The sequence below is a fragment of the Pseudomonas sp. SORGH_AS_0211 genome (assembly GCF_031453455.1).
GTDB lineage: Bacteria > Pseudomonadota > Gammaproteobacteria > Pseudomonadales > Pseudomonadaceae > Chryseomonas > Chryseomonas aestiva.
Genome location: NZ_JAVIZV010000001.1, coordinates 4,235,299 through 4,254,362 on the forward strand (window position 1 = coordinate 4,235,299; position 19,064 = coordinate 4,254,362).

The window sequence follows — 19,064 nt, forward strand, 5'->3', positions numbered from 1 at the left end:
ATGCGCGGACCGATTTTCCCCATCCCGGAAACGGAAAAGCCGCGCCTGAATGACCGGGCGCGGCTGTTCTGGAGGTCGCCTTTCCCTATTCCGGCTTCTTCAGCTTGGGATTGGGAAAGAACTGCACGGCCTGCACCTTGGGATCGGGCTTCTTGGGTTTCAGCGCACTGATGTTGACCCGCGTCGGCAATTCCTTGGGGACCGAATTGCCGCGCTCGTCCAGGGTGTCGCTGTAGCCGCAGGAGACGCACTCGCGGTTGGGCGTGCCGTCCTGAGTCCACATCTTCAGGGTGTCCTGCGCCTGGCACGCCGGGCAGACCGCCCCGGCGATGAACCTCTTGCGGATCGGGTCGCTCACGCCGCCTCCTCGCTCAGCCCGGAATGGCGGAGCAGGGCGTCGATGCTGGGTTCGCGACCGCGGAAGTCGACGAACAGCACCATGGGCGCCTGGGAGCCGCCGCGGGCCAGGATGGCTTCACGGAAGGCCCGACCGGTTTGCGGATTGAAGACGCCTTCTTCCTCGAACTTGGCGAAGGCATCGGCGGACAGCACCTCGGCCCACTTGTAGCTGTAGTAACCCGCTGCATAACCGCCGGCGAAGATGTGCGCGAAGCTGTTGGGGAAGCGGTTGTAGGCGGGCGGCCGCACCACGGAAATCTCGTCGCGGATGCCTTCCAGCACCTCGCGCACGCTGCGACCGTCGCCATGGCTGGCGTGCAATTCGAAGTCGAACAGCGAGAATTCCAGCTGGCGCAGCATCATCAGGCCGGACTGGAAGTTCTTCGCCGCCAGCATCTTGTCCAGCAGCTCCTGGGGCAGCGGCTCGCCGGTCTCGTAGTGACCGGAGATCAGCGCCAGGCCCTCGGGCTCCCAGCACCAGTTCTCCATGAACTGGCTGGGCAGCTCCACCGCATCCCAGGCCACGCCGTTGATGCCGGAGACGCTGGCATGCTCGACGCGGGTCAGCAGGTGGTGCAGGCCGTGGCCGAATTCGTGGAAGAGGGTGGTCACCTCGTCATGGGTGAGCAGCGCCGGCTGGCCGGGGCTGGCCGGGGTGAAGTTGCAGACCAGGTAGGCCACCGGATCGATCAGCCGGCCCTGGGCATCGCGACGCTTGTCGCGGGCACCGTCCATCCAGGCGCCACCGCGCTTGTTGGCGCGGGCATAGAGATCGAAGTAGAAGCGGCCGATGGAGGTGCCGTTTTCCTTGATCTCGAACAGGCGCACGTCCGGGTGCCACTTCTCGAAGTCGCGCAGCTCGGCGATCTCGATGCCATAGAGCTTCTGCACGGTGGCGAACAGGCCGGAGAGCACCTTGTCCACCGGGAACCAGGCACGAACCTCTTCCTGGGACAGCGCATAGCGCTGCTGGCGCAGCTTCTCGGCGAAATAGCCGGTGTCCCAGCTCTGCAGGTCCTGCACGCCCTGTTCGGCGGCGAAGGCGCGCAGTTCTTCCAGGTCGCGCTGGGCGAAGGGCTTGGAGCGCACGGCGAGGTCGCGCAGGAAACCCAGCACCTGGTCGCTGCTCTCGGCCATCTTGGTGGCCAGCGACAGCTCGGCATAGTTGGAGTAGCCCAGCAGACGCGCCAGTTCCTGACGCAGATCGAGCAGTTCCTCCATCACCGGACCATTGTCGAACTGGCCGGCGTTGGGACCCTGCTCGGAGGCGCGGGTGGCATAGGCGGCATAGACTTCCTCGCGCAGGGGCGCGGTCATCGGCGTAGGTCATCACCGCGTAGTAGCTGGGGAATTCCAGGGTCACCAGCCAGCCGTCCAGCTCCTTGGCCTGGGCAGCGGCCTGCAACTGGGCCTTGGCCGATTCGGGCAGGCCGGCGAGGGCCGCTTCGTCGGTGAGGTGCTTGGTCCAGGCCTGCGTCGCGTCGAGCAACTGGTTGGAAAACTTGCTGCCCAGCTCGGACTTGCGCGCCTGGATGGCGGCATAGCGCTGCTGCTCGGCCGGCGGCAGGTCGATGCCGGACAGGCGGAAATCACGCAGGGCGTGTTCCAGGGTGGTCTTCTGGCCGGCGTCGAAGCCCTTGGCTTCTTCGCTCTCGGCCAGGCGGCTGTAGGCCTGGAAGAGGTCCTTGTTCTGGCCGATCTCGGTGGAATAGGCCGACAGCTTGGGCAGGCAGGCCTCGTAGGCGGCGCGCAGCTCGGCGCTGTTGCACACGGCGTTGAGGTGGCCGATGGGGCTCCAGGCCTGGCCCAGCCGATCGTTCAGCTCGTCCATCGCCAGCACCAGGCCGGCCCAGGTGGGGTGTTCCTTCTGCGTCTCCAGCAGCTTGGCCAGGGCGGCACGGTTCTCGGCCAGGACGGTGTCGATGGCCGGCTCGACGTGCTCGGGCTTGATGGCGGAAAAGGGCGGCAGGTCGTAGGACTGAAGCAGCGGATTGCTGGCGCTCACGGCGTTCCCCTCGGGGCGATGGCTTTGACAGTTATATATGGAGCCCATCCTAATAGGTCTCAAGACCCTTCCGACGAGAAAAGGTATCTATCGTGACCATAAGGACCTTCCAGGGTAAGACCCCGCACCTGGGCGAACGCACCTTCGTCGACGCCACCGCCGTGGTGATCGGCGAGGTCGAGCTCGGCGCAGACAGCTCGGTGTGGCCGCTGACGGTGATCCGCGGCGACATGCATCGCATCTGCATCGGTGCCCGCACCAGTATCCAGGACGGCAGCGTGCTGCATATCACCCACGCCGGCCCCTTCAATCCGGACGGCTATCCCTTGCTGATCGGCAGCGACGTCACCGTCGGCCACCAGGTGACCCTGCACGGCTGCACGATTGGCGATCGGGTGCTGGTGGGCATGGGCAGCATCGTCATGGACGGCGCGGTGGTGGAGGACGACGTGGTGATCGGCGCCGGCAGCCTGGTCCCGCCAGGCAAGCGGCTGGAAAGCGGCCACCTCTACGTCGGTCGCCCGGTCAGGCAGATCCGCCCGCTGGAGGAGAAGGAACGCGCCTTCTTCACCTACAGCGCCGGCAACTACGTGAAGCTCAAGGACCAGCATCTGGCCGAGGGATATGGGGAGGAGGGGGCCTAGCAGGCCTGGTCCTGTTGGGCTTCGGCGATAAGGCCGCCTCAACCCAACCTACAACTGACCGCCATGGCCGCGATGACCGTAGGTTGGGTTGAGCGCAGCGAAGCCCAACGCTCGGCTACCCCCGCAGCGGACAGGCCTCACCCAGGCGCGAATACAGCACCCCACGCAACGCCTGCAATTCGTCGATGCGCGCCTCGATGACCCTGAGCTTGTCGCGCAACAGTTCTTGTAGATAGGCATCCGGGTCGGCGGCGCGCTCGACGTCCGCGAGGTTGGCGGCGATTTCCTGCAGGCTGAAACCCAGCCGCTGGGCGGTACGGATGTAGCCCAGCCATTCCACGGCTTCGGGTGGATAGTCGCGATAGCCGTTGGCCTGGCGCCGGGCCTTGAGCAGCCCCTGGCGCTCGTAGAATCTCAGGGTGTCGCGACTCAGGCCGGTGGCCTGGGCGAGGGTGCCGATACGCATCCGTTCTCCTTGACCCTGGACCTAGCTCCAGGGTCGACACTGGACTTCCTCTCGTTCAAGGAAGTCCGTCCATGTGGAAGCTCGCGCCCTATCTGCGGCTGGTTCGTGCCAGCGCCCTCTATGATCTGCTGGTTACCGCGCCCTTCGCCACCCCCTGGAGCCTGGCCTGGCTGCTGCGGCAGCTCGACGGTCTCGGCCAGGCACTGGGCCTGGCACCCCTGGCGGGGTTCCCGCCGGAAGCCCTGTTGCTGGGCAATCTGCTGGGCTCCCTGGTGTGCGTCTGGTCTGTGCTGCGCCTGGTCAGGCCTTCGCTGCTGCTGGGACGCTACGACGCCGTGGCCAGGGGCCTGTTCGCCCTCTGGCAGGCCTGGGCGCTGTACCAGGGCGCCAGTCCCTTGCTGGCACTGATCCTGGTAGTCGAAATCGGCTTCGGCGTCGCCCAGGCGTGGCCGGTGTCGCCGACCTCGCGCGGACTCCAGCCCCCGCTGGCGGGCTGACCGCGGTCCGTTGGGCTTCGGCGATGGAGCCGCCTCAACCCAACCTACAACTGACCGCCATGGCCGCGATGGCCGTAGGTTGGGTTGAGCACAGCGAAGCCCAACACCGCCCAGGCCCGACCTCAGCCCAGTTGCCGCCTCAGCTCCGCCAGCACCGGGGCGCTGTCGGGACGCACGCCGCGCCAGAGTTCGAAGGCCTCGGCGGCCTGTTCCACCAGCATGCCCAGACCGTCCAGGGTGTGGAAGGCGCCTTCGGCCTGCGCCCAGCGGTTGAAGGCGGTGAGGTCCTTCCCGTACATCATGTCGTAGGTCACCGTCTGCGGGCCGATGACCGCTTCCGACAGGGGCGGACGACCGCCACCGAGACTGGCCGAGGTCCCATTGATGATGACGTCGAAGGGCTCGCGCAGGGTGGAGAAGGCGGCCACCTCGATGGCCCCCAGCTCGGCGAACTCCCGCGCCAGTTGCACCGCCTTGAGTTCGGTGCGATTGGCCAGCACCAGTTGTCCGGGGTTGCAGGCCAGCAACGGCTCCAGCACGCCGCGCACGGCGCCGCCGGCGCCCAGCACCAGGACGCGCTGGCCGGCCAGCTGCAGACCGGCGTTGACCGTGAGATCCCGGACCAGCCCGGCGCCGTCGGTGTTGTCGCCCAGCAGGCGACCATCGGGCTGGCGCTTGAGGGTGTTCACCGCCCCGGCCCGCCGCGCGCGCGAGGTGAGGTCGTCGCACAGCTGGTAGGCCTCTTCCTTGAAGGGCACCGTGACATTGGCGCCCAGGCCGCTCTGGAAGAAGCTGCGGGCGCTTTCGCTGAAGCCGTCCAACGGCGCCAGCAGCGTGCCGTAGTGCAGGCGTTGACCGGTCTGGTCGGCGAACAGGCTGTGGATCAGCGGCGACTTGCTGTGGGCGATGGGGTTGCCGAAGACGGCATAGCGATCCATGGGTCTATCCTGCGGGCGTCGGGGCGAGCGCGAGCCAGTCGCGGTCGGTGAGAAAGAAATCGGTCAGCCGTGCTTCCGGCGAGCCGGGTACGGGTTTCCAGTCATAGCCCCAGCGCACCTCGGGCGGCAGCGACATGAGGATGGACTCGGTGCGCCCGCCGGATTGCAGGCCGAACAGGGTGCCGCGGTCATAGACCAGGTTGAATTCCACGTAGCGGCCGCGGCGATAGGTCTGGAATTCCCGCTCGGCCTGGCCGTAGGGCTGGTCGCGGCGGCGCTGGACGATGGGCAGGTAGGCGTCGACGAAAGCATCGCCGATGGCGCGCTGGAAGGCGAAGCAGGTGTCGAAGTCCCAGTCGTTCAGGTCATCGAAGAACAGGCCGCCGATGCCCCGTGGTTCGCCCCGGTGCTTGAGGTGGAAATAGCGGTCGCACCAGGCTTTGTAGCGCGGATAGACGTCGGCGCCGAAGGGGGCGCAGGCGTCATGGCAGACCTGGTGCCAGTGCACGCAGTCGGCCTCGTTGCCGTAGTAGGGGGTGAGGTCGAGACCGCCGCCGAACCACCAGACCGGCGCCTCGCCGGGCTTCTCGGCGAGAAAGAAGCGCACATTGGCGTGAGCGGTGGGGATATGGGGATTGCGCGGGTGCATGACCAGGGAGACGCCCATGGCCTCGAAGCTGCGCCCGGCCAGTTCCGGGCGATGGGCACTGGCCGAGGGCGGCAGGCTGTCGCCATGCACATGGGAGAAGTTCACGCCGCCCTTTTCCAGCAGGGCGCCGTCGGCGATCACCCGGGTGCGGCCACCACCACCGGTCGGCCGGGTCCAGGCGTCTTCGGCGAAAGCTGCGCTGCCATCCTCGGCTTCCAGTGCGGCGCAGATGCGCTCCTGCAGATCGAGCAGATAGGCCTTGACGGCCTCCAGGGAGGGATTCATCGCAAGGATTTCCACAACAGGCGGGGAGGGCGGAGAGCATAACACCCGTATCCGACCGGTTGACGTGGCCCGCGGTTGCGGCTTGGATGAAGGCTCACCCCAAGAGAGCCCGGCCAAGGGCTCCAACCAGGAGATACTCAAGCATGGCCCAGCGCATCCAGTTCAGCCGCACCGGTGGTCCCGAAGTACTCGAACTTGTGGATTTCGAACCCGCCGCGCCCGGCCCCGACGAGGTGCAGGTGCGCAACCACGCCATCGGCCTCAACTTCATCGAGACCTATTACCGCAGCGGCCTCTATCCGCCGCCGGCGCTGCCCTCGGGTCTGGGCACCGAGGGTGCCGGGGTGGTGGAGGCGGTCGGTAGCGCCGTCACTCGCTTCAAGGCCGGCGATCGCGTGGCCTATGCCACCGGGCCGCTGGGCGCCTATGCCGAGGTCCATGTGCTGCCCGAGCGGCATCTGGTGCACCTGCCGGAGACGATCTCCTTCGAACAGGGCGCCGCGGTCATGCTCAAGGGGCTGACCGTGCAGTACCTGCTGCGCCAGACCTATCCGCTGCAGGCCGGCGACACCGTGCTGTTCCATGCCGCGGCCGGGGGCGTCGGCTCCCTGGCCTGCCAGTGGGCCAAGGCCCTGGGCGTACGCCTGATCGGCACCGCCGGCTCCCCGGAAAAGCTGGAAAAGGCCAAGGCGCTGGGTGCCTGGGCAGTGATCGACTACCGCCAGGAAGACGTCCCGGCGCGGGTCCGCGAATTGACCGACGGCGCCAAGGTGCCGGTGGTCTACGACGGCGTCGGCAAGGACACCTGGGAAATGTCGCTGGACTGCCTGGCCCCGCGCGGGCTGATGGTCAGCTTCGGCAACGCTTCCGGCGCGGTCACCGGGGTCAACCTGGGGATCCTCTCGCAGAAGGGCTCGCTCTATGTGACCCGGCCGACCCTGGCCACCTACGCCGCCTCGCCCGAAGCCCTGCAGGACATGGCCGATCAGCTGTTCGAGCTGATCACCGATGGCCGCATCCAGGTGGACATCGGCCGGCGCTATCCGCTGGCCGAGGTGCAGGAGGCACATCGGGCGCTGTCGGGTCGCGAGACCAGCGGCTCGACCATCCTGCTGCCCTGAGGCGAAGCGCCCGGGCGCCTGCCCGGGTAAATCGTGACGGCCATTAAGTTTCCCGCAGCCAGGCGGCACGACGGGGGTAAACGCCGGTCTATCTCGGACAGTCAGGTCGTCACGGCCTCGACGTTCTTTCCAGAATCGGCCGGATCGCTGCCCTCGTCATGCCTATCTCCAGCCCCCTCGCCAGCCTGCTCGACACCGCCACGGACACGGCGCTGATCACCCTGACCGCCGAAGGGCGGATCGGGCAGTGGTGCCCGGCCGTCGCCCGGCTGCTGGGCTGGACGGCGCAGGACTGGCTCGGTGAATCCATCGTCGGCCTGCTGCTCCCGGAACCGCCGGCCGACGGCTGGCTGAGCGCCCTCGAACGTTGCCAGACCCAGGGCCTGCGCCACCGCGACGGTTACCTGGTACGCCTCGACCTGCACCTGGTGCCGCTGCGCCGGGCCGATGTCGCCGTGGGCTGGCTGCTGCACGTCTGGCAGGCTCCGGCGAGCCGTGCCCGTTTCGCCGCCCGGCGCAGCGCCGAGCGGGACCTGCCGCAACGCCTGCAGGCGCTCGGCGAATGGTCTCGGCGCCTTAGCGGCACCACGGATCTGGCCGCCTTGCGACTGTGCGCCACCCACGCCCTGCGGGACCTGGCCGACGATCCCCAGGCGCGGCTGCTGGCCGTGGCCGAGGCGGGCAGTCCGCCGGCGGGTCAGTTGCTCATCCCCTTCGGCCCGGCCACCCAGCCCCTGGGCTATCTGCAACTGGGCGGCGCCGTCGAGGCGGATACCCGGCTGGTGCTGGATCAATTGGCCCTGCTGCTGGGCGCCCTGCTCATGCGGCAGCAGACCCAGGACCAGGTCCGCCACCTCGAACGGCGGTTGTCGCTGGAACAGGGGCTGCTGGCCAGCGTGCTGCAGCAGGCGCCCCTGGGCATCTCCATCACCGAGGCCGGCAGCGAAGAGGCGGTGATGCTCAACGACCGCGTCGATATCCTGCTGGGCAGACGCCCGGCCGGCGAGACGCTGGACGAACGCTATGGCGCCATCGGCGCGCTGCACGCCAACGGCCAGCCCTATGCGGTGGACGACTATCCCACGGTACGGGTGCTGCGCAGCGGTCAGGCGGTGGCGCCCGAATTGATGCGCTATCGGCGACCCGACGGCAGCATCCGGCTGCTGGAAGTCTCCAGCGCGCCGGTCCGCTCGGCCACCGGCGAGGTGATCGCCTCGGTTACCCTGTTCGACGACGTCCAGCAGCGCGTCGATGCGGAAACCGCCCTGCGCGAACACAGCGCGCGCCTGGCCAGCCTGATCAACCAGGCGGCGGTCGGCATCTGCCAGACCGATGCCCGCGGGCGCATCCTGCTCGCCAATCGTCGCTATTGCGAAATGCTCGATCGCAACGAGGTCGGGGTGCTGGAACAGACCCTGCAGGCCCAGACCCATCCCGAGGATCGGGCCATCCTGGAGCGCCACCTCGACACCCTGCGCGAGCGGGGCGACAGCTTCAAGCTGGACCAGCGCTTCCTGCGTCCGGATGGCTCGGTGGTCTGGGTCAGCCTGCACGGCTCGCCGCTGCAGTCGGAAGTCGGCCAGCCGCTGTCGGTGAGTCTGGTGGTGGTGGATCTCACCCAGCGCAAGCAGGCCGAAGCCGCGCTGCACCTGTCCAACCAGCGCTTCCGCAATGCCGTGGAGGCGGTGCAGGGGGTGGTCTGGACCAGCAACGCCCAGGGCCATCTGCTCGGCGAACAACTCGCCTGGAGCACCCTGACCGGGCAGAGCTATGCGCAGTATCAGAAGGACGGCTGGGCCGATGCCCTGCATCCCGAGGATGCCCCCCGCACGCTGCGCCGCTGGCGCCTGGCGGTGCAGCAGCAGGTGGACTTCCACGACGAGCACCGGCTGCGCTGTCGCGACGGCCAGTGGCGCACCTTCAGCGTGCGCGCCCTGCCGGTGCGGGAGAACGGCGTGGTCTGCGAATGGGTGGGCGTGCACACCGACGTCAGCGAGATCCGCATGGCCGAGCACCGCCTGCGGCGGCTGGCCGAATTGCTGGAACAGCGGGTCCACGAGCGCACCGTCGAGCGTGACCGCATGTGGCGGGTGGCCGACGACCTGCTCGGTGTCATCCAGGGGCAGCGCTGGCTCAGCCGCAATCCCGCCTGGGGCCGTGCCCTGGGCTGGGACGACGAGGAATTGCGTCATCAGCCGCCGACCTCGCTGGAGCACCCGGACGATCCGCCGGTGTTTCCGCGCCTGGCGGCCCTGCGCCACGGCGAGGTGCTCAGCGATCTGCCCGGGCGCCTGCGCACCCGCGACGGTCACTGGCGCCACATGATGTGGAAGGCCACCGCCGATCACGACGGGCGCATCTATGTCTTCGGTCGCGACGTCACCGTCGAGCACGACGCCGCCCTGGCCCTGCAGAACGCCGAGGCCGCGCTGCGCCAGGCGCAGAAGATGGAAGCCATCGGGCATCTCACCGGTGGCATCGCCCATGACTTCAACAACCTGCTCACCGGCATCAGCGGCTCCCTGGAATTGCTGCGCCGACGCCTGGACCAGGGTCGCCACGACAACCTGCAGCGCTACCTGGACACCGCCGAGCAATCCGCCACCCGTGCCGCCGCCCTGACCCATCGCCTGCTGGCCTTCGCGCGCCGGCAGACCCTCGACCCGCGGCCGGTAAACGTCAACGACCTGATCCTGTCCCTGGAAGAACTCTTCCAGCGCACCCTGGGCGAACGCATCAGCCTGCGCAGCAGCCTCGCGCTGCAGTTGCCACCGGCGCGCACCGACACCAACCAGCTGGAGAACGCCCTGCTGAATCTGGTGATCAATGCCCGCGACGCCATGCCCGAGGGCGGTCAGCTGACCCTGGAAACCGCCCTCGATCACCTCACCGACCTGGCCGCCGAGCATGACCTACCGCCGGGTGACTACGTACGCCTGACCATCGCCGACACCGGCAGCGGCATGCCGGCCGAGGTGGTGGATCGCGCCTTCGATCCCTTCTTCACCACCAAGCCCATTGGCCAGGGCACCGGCCTGGGTCTGTCGATGCTCTATGGCTTCATCAAGCAGTCGGGTGGCCACGTGACCCTGGAGAGCGAATTGGGCAGTGGCACCCGCGTCAGCCTCTGGCTGCCCTGTGCCCAGCCCGAGCGGCCGGCGGCGAGCGACACGCCCCAGGCGGCCATCGCCCAGAGCCGGGGCGAACGCCTGCTGCTGGTGGAAGACGATGTTTCGGTGCGGCTGCTGCTACGCGAGATGCTCACCGAGCTGGGCTATCGCGTGCGCACCGCCGCCAGCGCCTCGACGGCGCTCACCCTGGTCGACGGCGATCTGCCCTGTGACCTGCTGATCACCGATCTCGGCCTGCCGGATCTCGACGGTGCCGAGCTGGCAGGGCGTCTGCGCGAGCGCTGGCCGGAGCTGCCGGTGCTGTTCGTCAGCGGTCACGCCGAGCGGCCGACCCCGAATGGCGAGCTCTCGCTGGCCAAGCCGTTCCAGATCGATGCGCTGGCCCGGTTGCTGCGCCAACTGCTCGATTAGCGGGGTATTTCAGAAGTTACCACACAATTTTGGCGGTGCTCTTTCGTCCCGGCCTGCGTTGCCGCTCCTCGCCATAGACCTGCCATGGCTCGTCGCGCCACCTGGCCCCAGCCAAAAAATCACTGCCAATTCTTGCGCGAACGTCTGAAACACCACACTAGGGCCGGAAGACCTTGCCGGTCACCAGGTCGCGAATCACGCTGGGATTCTTGCGCCCACCCAGTTCGCCCATGAGGATGCCGTCCAGGTTGTCGGGAAAGTACTGCTGGACCCGCAGCCGGGTGCGCGCGGCCGGGCGGCCGGCGGGATTGGCCGAGGTGGAGATCAGCGGCCCGGTCAGGGCGCAGAGTTCGCCCACCAGGGGATGCTCGGAGACCCGCAACGCCACGGTGGCGTGGGCGCCGGTCACCCAGCCAGGCAGGCGATTGTGGTGCGGCACCAGCCAGGTGTTGGGCCCCGGCCAGGTGCTGGCCAGCTTGGCCAGGGAGGCCTCCGGCAGGTCGTGGAGCAGGAAGTCGAACTGGCGGATGTTGTCGGCCACCAGGATCAGGCCCTTTTCCATCGGCCGCCGCTTGAGCATCAGCAGGCGATAGACCGCGGCCTGATCCCAGGGATCGCAGCCCAGGCCCCAGACGGCCTCGGTGGGGTAGGCCAGGACGCCCCCCTCGCGCACAATTCGCGCCGCCTGCCGTACCCGCCAGCTGTTATGCATCGCCTAGCCTCCGCCAAATTCCTGAAGTCTACCCGAGCGCGCTGCCGATGCCAGTCATCCGCCGTTAGCCGAGGCGACTCCAGCTGCCCTGCTGCGCCACCACCCGGCCTTCCAGTTCCAGCTCGGTCAGCTGGACCAGTACCTCCGGCAGCGACAGGCCGCAGAGCCGCGCCAGCTCTTCGCTGTTGAGTGGTCCGGCGCTGAGGTGGCGCAGCAGGGGATGATCCTCCGCGGCCGCGGCGAGCGGGGCCAGGCTGCGCCAGCCCTGCAGGGCTTCGAGGATGTGTTCCACGTGCTCCACCAGTTGCGCGCCCTCGCGGATCAGCTGATGACAGCCACGGGCACCGGGATGATGGATGGAGCCGGGCAGGGCGAACACCTCGCGGCCCTGCTCGGCGGCCAGCCGCGCGGTGATCAGCGAACCGCTGGAGGGGCTGGCCTCCACTACCAGGGTACCCAGGCTGAGACCGCTGATGATCCGGTTGCGCCGCGGGAAGTTGGCGGCCTGGGGGGTGCAGTCCAGCGGTAATTCCGAAACCAGCGCGCCACCCTCGGCCAGCAGGCGCCGGGCAAGACCCAGGTGCCGGCGCGGATAGAGCTGCCGCAAGCCGGTGCCCAGCACGGCGACCGTGCCACCGCCGGCATCCAGGGCGCCCTGATGCGCCGCGCCATCGATGCCCAGCGCCAGGCCACTGGTGATGCAGAAGCCGGCCGCGGCCAGGCTGTGGGCGAAACGCCGGGCATTGTCCAGCCCCTGGGCACTGGCCTGGCGACTGCCGACCAGGGCCAGTTGCGGCCGTTCGAGCAACTCGACCTGTCCTTCGACGAACAGCAGCGGGGGTGGATCGGCGATCTCGGCCAGCAACGCCGGGTAGCGGTCGTCACCCAGGCAGAGCAGATGGCGTTCGGGGCCGTCCAGCCAGGCTAGCGCCTGATCGACCCGTTCGCGGGTCGCGGGAGTGCGGCGGGCATCCGCGGCCACCGCCGGCAGGCGCAGCGCGCGCCAGGCCGAGGCGGGGGCACTGAGGGCGGCAGCGGCGCTGCCAAAGGCATCCAGCAGCAGGCGCTGGCGCACCGCGCCGAGTTCCGGCAGGGCATGCAGGCGAAGCCGGGCGTCCAGCTCGGCAGGGGAGAGGCTGGCCATGGTGTCATCCTTGAGGGGTGGCCGGTCGCCGTCCTGGCGACCCGAAGGGGTTGGGGTTAGGGGTTGCGCACCTTGTCCATGATTTCCAGCTGGCGGGTGGCGGTCAGGATCAGGCCGTAGCTGATCTTGTCGTAGGTGCGAAACACCATCAGCAGGCCGGCGCGCTCGTCGGGGATCTTCACCAGCTCGCCGGTGATGCGATCACGCACCGTCTCGCCGGTCTTGTTGACTGCCAACACATTGCCTTCGGTCAGCCCATCGCGGGTGCCCTTGTTCAGGGTCACCACATCGAACTGGCCGACCTGGGTGACGCCACGGGGCACGTCGAGAATCAGGCCGCTGATGTCACGCGCCGGCGCGCTGGGCATGAAGGTGGAATTCACCAGTCGCTCCTCGGTGGGGAACAGCCGGTCGCCCAGGCGCACCTCCTGGGTGGTGCGGGTCAGCCGCAGGGTGGCGATGTCGCCTTCCTGGGTAACCAGATCGGCGCTGCCGATGAAGTCGCCGTTGATGCCGAGGAAGGCGCCGGTCTTGGGATCGACATAGGTCTTGCCCTGGCGATAGATGCCATAGGCCGAGACACCCGGCTGCAGCTTGCCGCGCACATAGATACGATCGCCGGCGCCGCTCACCACCCGCTCGGCGTTGCCGGCCACCACATAGGGCGCCGCCTGGAATTGTTCGGCCGAATCGATGGCGCGATTCTGCAGCAGGAAGCTGTTGACCGCTTCCAGCGGAATGGCCGGGATGGCTTCGGCGATGGGCGTGCTGCGCACCGTGGGCGACAGCTTGACCGTGCCGCGCGAGGCGCCGCGGTTGAGCTGCAGGCGCGGCTGACCGTCGACATAGCTCAGCACCAGGGTATCGCCGGGATAGATGAGGTGGGGATTCTGGATCTGCGGATTGGCCTGCCAGATCTCCGGCCATTCCCAGGGCTTGCTGAGGAATCTGGCGGAGATGTCCCAGAGGGTATCGCCGCGGACCACGGTATAGCTTTCCGGGTGATCCTGACGCAGGGTGACCGCTGCGTACGCCGACTGCAGGGCGCCCCCTGCAACCAGCAGCAGGGCGAACAAAGATTTCCTCATGCGTCGAATCCCTTTACACTTAGCTTTGAAGAACCGTCTTCACGCAAACGTCGGGGAATCGCCCCAGTCGTGCCCTGATCGCCACCTCTGTCGGCCCCGGGCAGCGCAGGCGCTCATCCCCGTCGACCGACGTCATCCACCCTTCGGGACCAGCCCGAGCCGGGTGGAAACAACGCTGCGGCATCTTAGCAGCGCCCCTTGACTGTATTCCACAAGTGCCCTCAACGCCATGGCGATCCTAGACATCCTCGAATTCCCCGATCCCCGCCTGCGCACCGTCGCCAAGCCCATCGACACGGTGGACGACGCCCTGCGCCAGACCATCGACGACATGTTCGAGACCATGTACGAAGCGCCCGGCATCGGTCTGGCCGCCACCCAGGTCAACGTCCATCGCCGCCTGGTGGTGATCGACGTCAGCGAAGACAAGAGCGAACCTCTGGTCTTCATCAATCCCGAGGCCGAGCCGCTCACCCAGGAACTGGGCGAGTACCAGGAAGGCTGCCTGTCGATCCCCGGTTTTTACGAAAAGGTCTGCCGCCCCGAGCGCGTCCGGGTCAAGGCCCTGGACCGCGACGGCAAGCCGTTCGAGCTGGAATGCGACGGCCTGCTGGCGGTGTGCATCCAGCACGAGATCGATCACCTCGACGGCAAGCTGTTCGTCGACTATCTGTCGCCGCTCAAGCGCGATCGCATCAAGAAGAAGCTCGAAAAGCAGCAGCGCCACAAGGCCTGATCGCCCTGGCGGACGGCGTCATCGGCGTCCGCCGCTCGCCCTTTCCGCCAGGTCCGCCATGTCCAGATCCCTTCGCCTCGTCTTCGCCGGAACCCCGGAATTCGCCGCCGTGCACCTGCAGGCGCTGATCGACGCCGGTTATCCCATCGCCGCCGTCTATACCCAGCCGGATCGCCCCGCCGGGCGTGGCCAGAAACTGGCCATGAGTCCGGTCAAGCAGCTGGCGCTGAGCCACGGCATCCCCGTGCAGCAGCCGCCGACCCTGCGCGATCCCGCCGCCCAGGCCACCCTGGCGGCGCTGGAACCCGATCTGCTGGTGGTGGTGGCCTACGGCCTGATCCTGCCCCAGGCGGTGCTCGACATCTCGCGCCTGGGCTGCATCAACAGCCATGCCTCGCTGCTGCCGCGCTGGCGCGGCGCGGCGCCCATCCAGCGCGCCCTGGAAGCCGGCGATGCCGAGTCCGGGGTCACCGTGATGCGCATGGAAGCCGGTCTGGATACCGGCCCCATGCTGAGCAAGGTGACCACGCCGCTGACCGCCACGGATACCGGTGGCAGTCTGCACGATCGCCTGGCCGCGCTGGGCGCCGCCGCCGTGGTCCAGGCGCTGCCGGGCCTGGCCGACGGCAGTCTGCAGGGTGAGGTGCAGGACGACAACCTGGCCACCTACGCCCACAAGCTCAACAAGGACGAGGCCCGGCTGGACTGGGGTCGTCCGGCGGTGGAACTGGAGCGGCGCATCCGCGCCTTCGATCCCTGGCCGCTGTGCCACACCGCCCTGGCCGGCGAACCGCTCAAGGTCTGGGCCGCGGAACTGGCCGAAGGGCAGGGCGTGGCGGGGATGGTGCTCGACGCCGATCGCGCTGGCCTGCTGGTCGCCTGTGGCGAGGGCGCCCTGCGCCTGACCCGCCTGCAGCTGCCCGGTGGCAAGCCACTGGGCTTCGCCGATCTCTACAACGCCCGTCGCGAGCGCTTCGCCCCCGGTCAGGTGCTGGGTCTATGAATCCGCGCCTGGCGGCCACCCGCGCCCTGGCGGCGGTGCTTGCCGGCCGCGCCTCCCTCGGTAGCAGCCTGCCCGAGCAACTGGCCAAGGTCGATCCGCGTGACCGCGCCCTGGCCCAGGATCTGGCCTTTGGCACCGCCCGCTGGCAGCCGCGCCTGTCGCTGCTGGCGGAAAAGCTCATGGAAAAACCCTTCAAGGCCGGCGACCGCGATCTCGAAGCCCTGCTGTTGATCGGGCTCTACCAGTTGTTCCATACCCGCATCCCGGCCCATGCCGCCATCGGCGAGACGGTGGGTTGCGTCGACAAGCTGAAGAAATCCTCGGCCAAGGGCCTGCTCAACGCCGTGCTGCGCCGCGCCCAGCGCGAATACGACAGCCTGTTGCCGGCCCTGGAGCATGATCCCGCCGCGCGCCTGGCCCATCCGCGCTGGCTGCAGAAGACGCTCAAGGCACGCTGGCCGGAGCAGTGGGAAGCCATCGCCACCGCCAACAACCTGCATCCGCCGCTGATCCTCAGGGTCAATCGCCGTCAGGGCGGTCGCGACAGCTATCTGGCCGAGCTGGCCGCCGCCGGCATCGAGGCCGTGCCCTGCGCCTTCAGCGCCGACGGCATCCGCCTGCTGCAGCCCCAGGACGTCACCGCCCTGCCGCGCTTTGCCGCGGGGCGTCTCAGCGTGCAGGACGAAGCCGCCCAGCTGGCGGCCGAACTCCTGGAACTGGCGCCCGGCCAGCGGGTGCTGGACGCTTGCGCCGCGCCCGGTGGCAAGACCTGCCACCTGCTGGAACGCCAACCGGCCCTGGCCGAGGTGGTGGCGCTGGACGCCGATGCCGGCCGTCTGCAGCGGGTCGAGCAGAATCTGGCACGCCTGGGCCTCACCGCCCGCACCCTGGCCGCCGACGGCCGCGCCGTGGCCGACTGGTGGGACGGCACGCCCTTCCAGCGCATCCTGCTGGACGCCCCCTGCAGCGCTACCGGGGTGATCCGCCGCCATCCGGACATCAAGCTGACCCGCCAGGCCAGCGACATCGTGCCCCTGGTGCAGCTGCAGGGCGAACTGCTGGACGCCCTCTGGCCGACGCTGGAAGTCGGCGGCATCCTGGTCTATGCCACCTGTTCGGTGCTACCGGAAGAAAACAGCGACAACCTCGCCGCCTTTCTCGCCCGCACCCCGGGCGCCCGCGAGCTGGATATCCCCGCCCCCTGGGGCCTCGCCCAGCCCCACGGCCGCCAGCTCCTGCCGCAGCCCGAAGGCCACGACGGCTTCTATTACTGCAAGCTGATCAAGATCGCCAAGTAGGAATCCCGCCATGCTCGAATCCCTGGAGAAAATGCTCGCTCGCGGCCAGGACAACGCCCTGCTCAGGTTCGGTCTGGGCAAGGGCTATCTGGATGCCGGGGAGCCCGCGCGGGCGGTCGAGCACCTGGCGCGCTGCGTCGAATTCGATCCGGCCTACTCGGCGGCCTGGAAGCTGCTGGGCAAGGCCCATGAGGAAAGTGGCGACCTGGCCAGCGCCGAGGCAGCCTGGACCCAGGGCCTGCAGGCGGCGCAAGCCAGGGGCGACAAGCAGGCGGAAAAGGAGATGACGGTGTTTCTCAAGCGCCTGGCGCGCCGCGCTCAGTCCTGATCGCGCAGGAACCTCAGACCCGCGCCGTCGGCGTCGGTGCGCATGACTTCCATGGTCACCTTGGGCGCTTCGATCGGCAGATCGAGTACCTGACCGACCACCCGGGTGCCCTGCGGCAGCCGGGTCAGTTCGGGGTGCACCACATAGACGCCGCCATCGGACAGGTCGCGGGTCTCACCGACGATCTCGCCATCCGGATAGGCGATCCACAGCCGGCACTTGAGTGGGGTACGGGTATGTTGGCGCTGATCGCGCGAATTCATCGCCTGACTCCCTGGCTTGGGCGCTCCCTTGAGGTCCGGGCAGCTTCCGGCAAAGCCCTGCGCCTGTCAGCCGCGCGCCGACCGAACGGTCCTGGCGAAGCGCCGAGCGATAGGTCATGGGACCACCGTGCGCCATTCAGGTCCCGGGCATGACCCGGGCGGGCAAGGGGCCTAGTACCACTTCTCCTCGCCGTCCGGACGATTCTTGAACCTCTTCATGCTCCACATGTACTGGGTCGGATAGCGCCGCACGTAGCCGGCCAGCACCTCGCTCATGGCAGCCACCGAGACCTCCGGATCCGGGTCGTACATGGCCGGTGGCGCGGCTTCCAGGATCACCTTGTAGCCGCTGCCGTCTGCCAGGCGCACGGCATGGAAGAACACCCCACGGGCCTTGCCGCGCGCCAGCAGCGAGGGCACGAACTTGCTGGTCAGGGCGGTGGTGCCGAGGAAGGGCACGAACAGCCCGGCGCTGCGACTCGGCTCGGGATCGGCCGGAATCCCCACGGCGCCGCCGCGACGGACTTCCTTGATCACGCTGATGATGCCTTCCGGGGTAGAGGGCGCCACGCGGTTGCCCAGCTGGACCCGCTGGCGCTTGAGCAGGTCGTCCACCGCCTTCAACTTGGGCGGCCGATAGAAGATGATCGGCTTGGCATGGGAGCAGTAGAAGTGGTTGAGCAACTCCCAGTTGCCCAGGTGGCTGGTGATGCCCACCACGCCATCGCCGGAGGCCAGGGCTTCCTGGAGGACGTCCATGCCTTCCACCTCGCGCACCAGGCGCAGGGAACGCTGGGGCGACCAGATCCAGGCGCAGGCGCTCTCGGTCAGGGTCTTGCCGATGCCGCGCAGGCACTCGCGCGACAGCCGTTCCAGGCCGGCGGCGTCGAGTTCGGGGAAGCAGTGGGCGAGGTTGATGCGGGTAACCTTGCTGGCGCGGGTCGGCAGCTTCCACATGCACCAGCCGATGAATCCACCCAGGCGCTGGACCAATGGCCAGGGCAGCAGGGCGAAAAGGCGCAGGAAGGCGATCATCAGCGCGCCTTTGAATCTTTCCAAAAGAGGGACTCCTGTCTGAATGCACCGACAGTTTAGCGTCTACAAGTCCCGGAAACGTTAAGAAAGCGTAAGGTTCGCGCCAACTGGCGCCTATACATTCGACTTTTCCTGCAGTTCTGCCGACGAAGCCGCCAATTCGGCATGGCGGTCGCAATCGAGGGTATGGTCCATCACCAGGCCCATGGCCTGCATGAAGGCATAGCAGATCGTCGGACCGACGAAGGTGAAACCGGCCCGCTTGAGCGCCTTGCTCATGGCCTCGGCTTCCGGGGTGATCGCCGGCACCTCCTGGCGATCGCGAAAGTGATTGATCCTGGGTGCGCCGCCGACAAAGGACCACAGCCAGCCGGAAGGGTCTTCGAGTCTCAGCCAGGCCTGGGCATTCTGACGAGCGGCGCGCAGCTTGGCGCCATTGCGGATGATGCCCGGGTCCTGCATCAGCACGGCGATTTCGGCGTCGCTCAGCTGCGCCAGGCGCGCGGGATCGAAGCCATGCAGCACCTGACGATAGCGCTCGCGTTTCTTCAGCACGGTGATCCACGACAGTCCGGCCTGGAAGCCTTCCAGCAGGAGGAATTCGAAGAGCACCGCCGGATCGCGCTGGGGCACGCCCCATTCATGGTCGTGATACTCGATGTACAGCGGATCGGCGGTGCACCAGAAACAACGCGGCATGGCGAAGGCTCGGTCGAGAAGGGAGGGCCTCACCTTAGCGCAATTGCCAGGCAGAGGAGACGAACCCAACGGCCTCGCCAGGCGCTTTTCCACGCTACCAGGTTGCCAGCGTATCGCAGCCATGGCGGCGATAGACCGCAGGTTGGGTTGAGACGGCTTCATCGTCGAAGCCCAACCTGGCCGGCGCCCCGAGACAAGGGTGGGCTTCGCTA

17 protein-coding genes and 4 pseudogenes are annotated in these 19,064 nt (G+C 68.0%); 10 read left to right on the top strand and 11 right to left on the bottom strand.

The genetic code is table 11. From position 1 onward, the window contains the following. Window positions 1-85 precede the first annotated feature (85 nt). Together QE393_RS19580 and prlC are read right to left on the bottom strand one after the other, a co-directional pair. Window positions 86-358, bottom strand: coding sequence for a YheV family putative zinc ribbon protein (locus QE393_RS19580; RefSeq protein ID WP_310045144.1), 273 nt, complete (start codon window positions 356-358; stop codon window positions 86-88). After that, window positions 355-2,452: pseudogene (prlC, locus tag QE393_RS19585) on the bottom strand (oligopeptidase A). The gene QE393_RS19580 and the pseudogene prlC overlap by 4 nt, the downstream one beginning before the upstream one ends. Before the next feature lie 44 nt (window positions 2,453-2,496). On the opposite strand from prlC, the gene QE393_RS19590 reads away from it, so the two are divergent. Beyond that, window positions 2,497-3,048 carry a gamma carbonic anhydrase family protein gene (locus QE393_RS19590; protein WP_310045146.1) on the top strand — a complete coding sequence of 184 codons (552 nt, stop codon included), beginning with the start codon at window positions 2,497-2,499 and terminating at the stop codon, window positions 3,046-3,048. Window positions 3,049-3,163: 115 nt separating this feature from the next. On the opposite strand, the gene QE393_RS19595 is transcribed toward QE393_RS19590, so the two are convergent. Further along, window positions 3,164-3,514 (bottom strand): MerR family transcriptional regulator, encoded by a 351-nt coding sequence (locus QE393_RS19595; RefSeq protein ID WP_310045147.1) that lies wholly within the window; start codon window positions 3,512-3,514, stop codon window positions 3,164-3,166. Window positions 3,515-3,585: 71 nt separating this feature from the next. Here QE393_RS19595 and QE393_RS19600 point away from each other — a divergent pair, with 71 nt between their 5' ends. Then, a complete protein-coding gene (locus QE393_RS19600) occupies window positions 3,586-4,011 on the top strand; it encodes a hypothetical protein (RefSeq protein WP_310045149.1) in 426 nt (141 codons plus the stop codon). A 122-nt stretch (window positions 4,012-4,133) separates the two neighbouring features. Here the strand turns inward: QE393_RS19600 and aroE are convergent, their stop codons facing one another. Both aroE and hemF read right to left on the bottom strand, forming a co-directional pair. Next, window positions 4,134-4,949 (bottom strand): shikimate dehydrogenase, encoded by an 816-nt coding sequence (gene aroE / locus QE393_RS19605; protein WP_273805466.1) that lies wholly within the window; start codon window positions 4,947-4,949, stop codon window positions 4,134-4,136. A 4-nt stretch (window positions 4,950-4,953) separates the two neighbouring features. Beyond that, a complete protein-coding gene (gene hemF, locus QE393_RS19610) occupies window positions 4,954-5,883 on the bottom strand; it encodes an oxygen-dependent coproporphyrinogen oxidase (RefSeq protein ID WP_273805467.1) in 930 nt (309 codons plus the stop codon). Window positions 5,884-6,026: 143 nt separating this feature from the next. On the opposite strand from hemF, the gene QE393_RS19615 reads away from it, so the two are divergent. The 4 genes and pseudogenes from QE393_RS19615 to QE393_RS22680 all read left to right on the top strand — a co-directional run. Then, complete coding sequence (locus tag QE393_RS19615; RefSeq protein ID WP_310045152.1) at window positions 6,027-7,004, top strand: NADPH:quinone reductase; 978 nt, start codon at window positions 6,027-6,029, stop codon at window positions 7,002-7,004. Between the two features lie 158 nt (window positions 7,005-7,162). After that, a pseudogene (locus QE393_RS19620) lies at window positions 7,163-9,646 on the top strand (PAS domain S-box protein); the annotation flags it as partial. Between the two features lie 201 nt (window positions 9,647-9,847). Continuing rightward, window positions 9,848-10,087, top strand: a pseudogene (locus tag QE393_RS22675) (ATP-binding protein); the annotation flags it as partial. 141 nt (window positions 10,088-10,228) lie between these two features. Continuing rightward, window positions 10,229-10,546: pseudogene (locus QE393_RS22680) on the top strand (response regulator); the annotation flags it as partial. A gap of 157 nt (window positions 10,547-10,703) precedes the next feature. On the opposite strand, the gene QE393_RS19625 reads toward QE393_RS22680, so the two are convergent. The 3 genes from QE393_RS19625 to QE393_RS19635 form a co-directional block, all read right to left on the bottom strand. After that, window positions 10,704-11,258: an L-threonylcarbamoyladenylate synthase gene (locus QE393_RS19625; RefSeq protein WP_133860240.1), complete on the bottom strand. Its 555-nt coding sequence runs from the start codon at window positions 11,256-11,258 to the stop codon at window positions 10,704-10,706. A 64-nt stretch (window positions 11,259-11,322) separates the two neighbouring features. Then, window positions 11,323-12,402, bottom strand: a complete 1,080-nt coding sequence (gene dprA, locus QE393_RS19630) for a DNA-processing protein DprA (RefSeq protein ID WP_310045156.1) — start codon at window positions 12,400-12,402, stop codon at window positions 11,323-11,325. Window positions 12,403-12,458: 56 nt separating this feature from the next. After that, window positions 12,459-13,490, bottom strand: a complete 1,032-nt coding sequence (locus tag QE393_RS19635; RefSeq protein WP_310045158.1) for a LysM peptidoglycan-binding domain-containing protein — start codon at window positions 13,488-13,490, stop codon at window positions 12,459-12,461. Window positions 13,491-13,719: 229 nt separating this feature from the next. Between QE393_RS19635 and def the strand changes: the two genes are divergently transcribed. Genes def through QE393_RS19655 form a run of 4 tightly spaced genes read left to right on the top strand, consistent with a single transcriptional unit; the run spans window position 13,720 to window position 16,855 of the window. Further along, entirely contained in the window at window positions 13,720-14,226 is a 507-nt protein-coding gene (def, locus tag QE393_RS19640; protein WP_007160149.1) for a peptide deformylase, read from the top strand. A 58-nt stretch (window positions 14,227-14,284) separates the two neighbouring features. Beyond that, window positions 14,285-15,229 carry a methionyl-tRNA formyltransferase gene (gene fmt, locus QE393_RS19645; protein WP_310045159.1) on the top strand — a complete coding sequence of 315 codons (945 nt, stop codon included), beginning with the start codon at window positions 14,285-14,287 and terminating at the stop codon, window positions 15,227-15,229. Beyond that, window positions 15,226-16,527, top strand: a complete 1,302-nt coding sequence (rsmB, locus tag QE393_RS19650; protein WP_310045161.1) for a 16S rRNA (cytosine(967)-C(5))-methyltransferase RsmB — start codon at window positions 15,226-15,228, stop codon at window positions 16,525-16,527. Before fmt ends, rsmB begins: the two co-directional genes overlap by 4 nt. A 10-nt stretch (window positions 16,528-16,537) precedes the next feature. Next, window positions 16,538-16,855, top strand: a complete 318-nt coding sequence (locus QE393_RS19655) for a tetratricopeptide repeat protein (RefSeq protein WP_310045163.1) — start codon at window positions 16,538-16,540, stop codon at window positions 16,853-16,855. Here QE393_RS19655 and QE393_RS19660 read toward each other — a convergent pair. The 3 genes from QE393_RS19660 to QE393_RS19670 form a co-directional block, all read right to left on the bottom strand. Further along, window positions 16,846-17,118: a PilZ domain-containing protein gene (locus QE393_RS19660; RefSeq protein ID WP_017641486.1), complete on the bottom strand. Its 273-nt coding sequence runs from the start codon at window positions 17,116-17,118 to the stop codon at window positions 16,846-16,848. The two genes, QE393_RS19655 and QE393_RS19660, sit on opposite strands and share 10 nt — an antisense overlap. Window positions 17,119-17,289: 171 nt before the next feature. After that, the gene (locus QE393_RS19665; protein ID WP_187980760.1) at window positions 17,290-18,177 is read right to left on the bottom strand and encodes a lysophospholipid acyltransferase; all 888 of its coding nucleotides are present in this window, start codon (window positions 18,175-18,177) and stop codon (window positions 17,290-17,292) included. Between the two features lie 90 nt (window positions 18,178-18,267). Further along, window positions 18,268-18,852 carry a DNA-3-methyladenine glycosylase I gene (locus QE393_RS19670; protein ID WP_310045164.1) on the bottom strand — a complete coding sequence of 195 codons (585 nt, stop codon included), beginning with the start codon at window positions 18,850-18,852 and terminating at the stop codon, window positions 18,268-18,270. Window positions 18,853-19,064 lie beyond the last annotated feature (212 nt).

Excerpts from the sequence above, each read along its gene's own strand:
- QE393_RS19600 (WP_310045149.1), top strand. The coding sequence starts at position 3,586 with ATGTGGAAGCTCGCGCCCTATCTGCGGCTGGTTCGTGCCAGCGCCCTC.
- dprA (WP_310045156.1), bottom strand. The coding sequence starts at position 12,402 with ATGGCCAGCCTCTCCCCTGCCGAGCTGGACGCCCGGCTTCGCCTGCAT.
- def (WP_007160149.1), top strand. The coding sequence starts at position 13,720 with ATGGCGATCCTAGACATCCTCGAATTCCCCGATCCCCGCCTGCGCACC.
- aroE (WP_273805466.1), bottom strand. The coding sequence starts at position 4,949 with ATGGATCGCTATGCCGTCTTCGGCAACCCCATCGCCCACAGCAAGTCG.
- QE393_RS19635 (WP_310045158.1), bottom strand. The coding sequence starts at position 13,490 with ATGAGGAAATCTTTGTTCGCCCTGCTGCTGGTTGCAGGGGGCGCCCTG.
- fmt (WP_310045159.1), top strand. The coding sequence starts at position 14,285 with ATGTCCAGATCCCTTCGCCTCGTCTTCGCCGGAACCCCGGAATTCGCC.
- QE393_RS19595 (WP_310045147.1), bottom strand. The coding sequence starts at position 3,514 with ATGCGTATCGGCACCCTCGCCCAGGCCACCGGCCTGAGTCGCGACACC.
- QE393_RS19655 (WP_310045163.1), top strand. The coding sequence starts at position 16,538 with ATGCTCGAATCCCTGGAGAAAATGCTCGCTCGCGGCCAGGACAACGCC.
- QE393_RS19625 (WP_133860240.1), bottom strand. The coding sequence starts at position 11,258 with ATGCATAACAGCTGGCGGGTACGGCAGGCGGCGCGAATTGTGCGCGAG.
- hemF (WP_273805467.1), bottom strand. The coding sequence starts at position 5,883 with ATGAATCCCTCCCTGGAGGCCGTCAAGGCCTATCTGCTCGATCTGCAG.
- QE393_RS19615 (WP_310045152.1), top strand. The coding sequence starts at position 6,027 with ATGGCCCAGCGCATCCAGTTCAGCCGCACCGGTGGTCCCGAAGTACTC.
- rsmB (WP_310045161.1), top strand. The coding sequence starts at position 15,226 with ATGAATCCGCGCCTGGCGGCCACCCGCGCCCTGGCGGCGGTGCTTGCC.
- QE393_RS19660 (WP_017641486.1), bottom strand. The coding sequence starts at position 17,118 with ATGAATTCGCGCGATCAGCGCCAACATACCCGTACCCCACTCAAGTGC.
- QE393_RS19670 (WP_310045164.1), bottom strand. The coding sequence starts at position 18,852 with ATGCCGCGTTGTTTCTGGTGCACCGCCGATCCGCTGTACATCGAGTAT.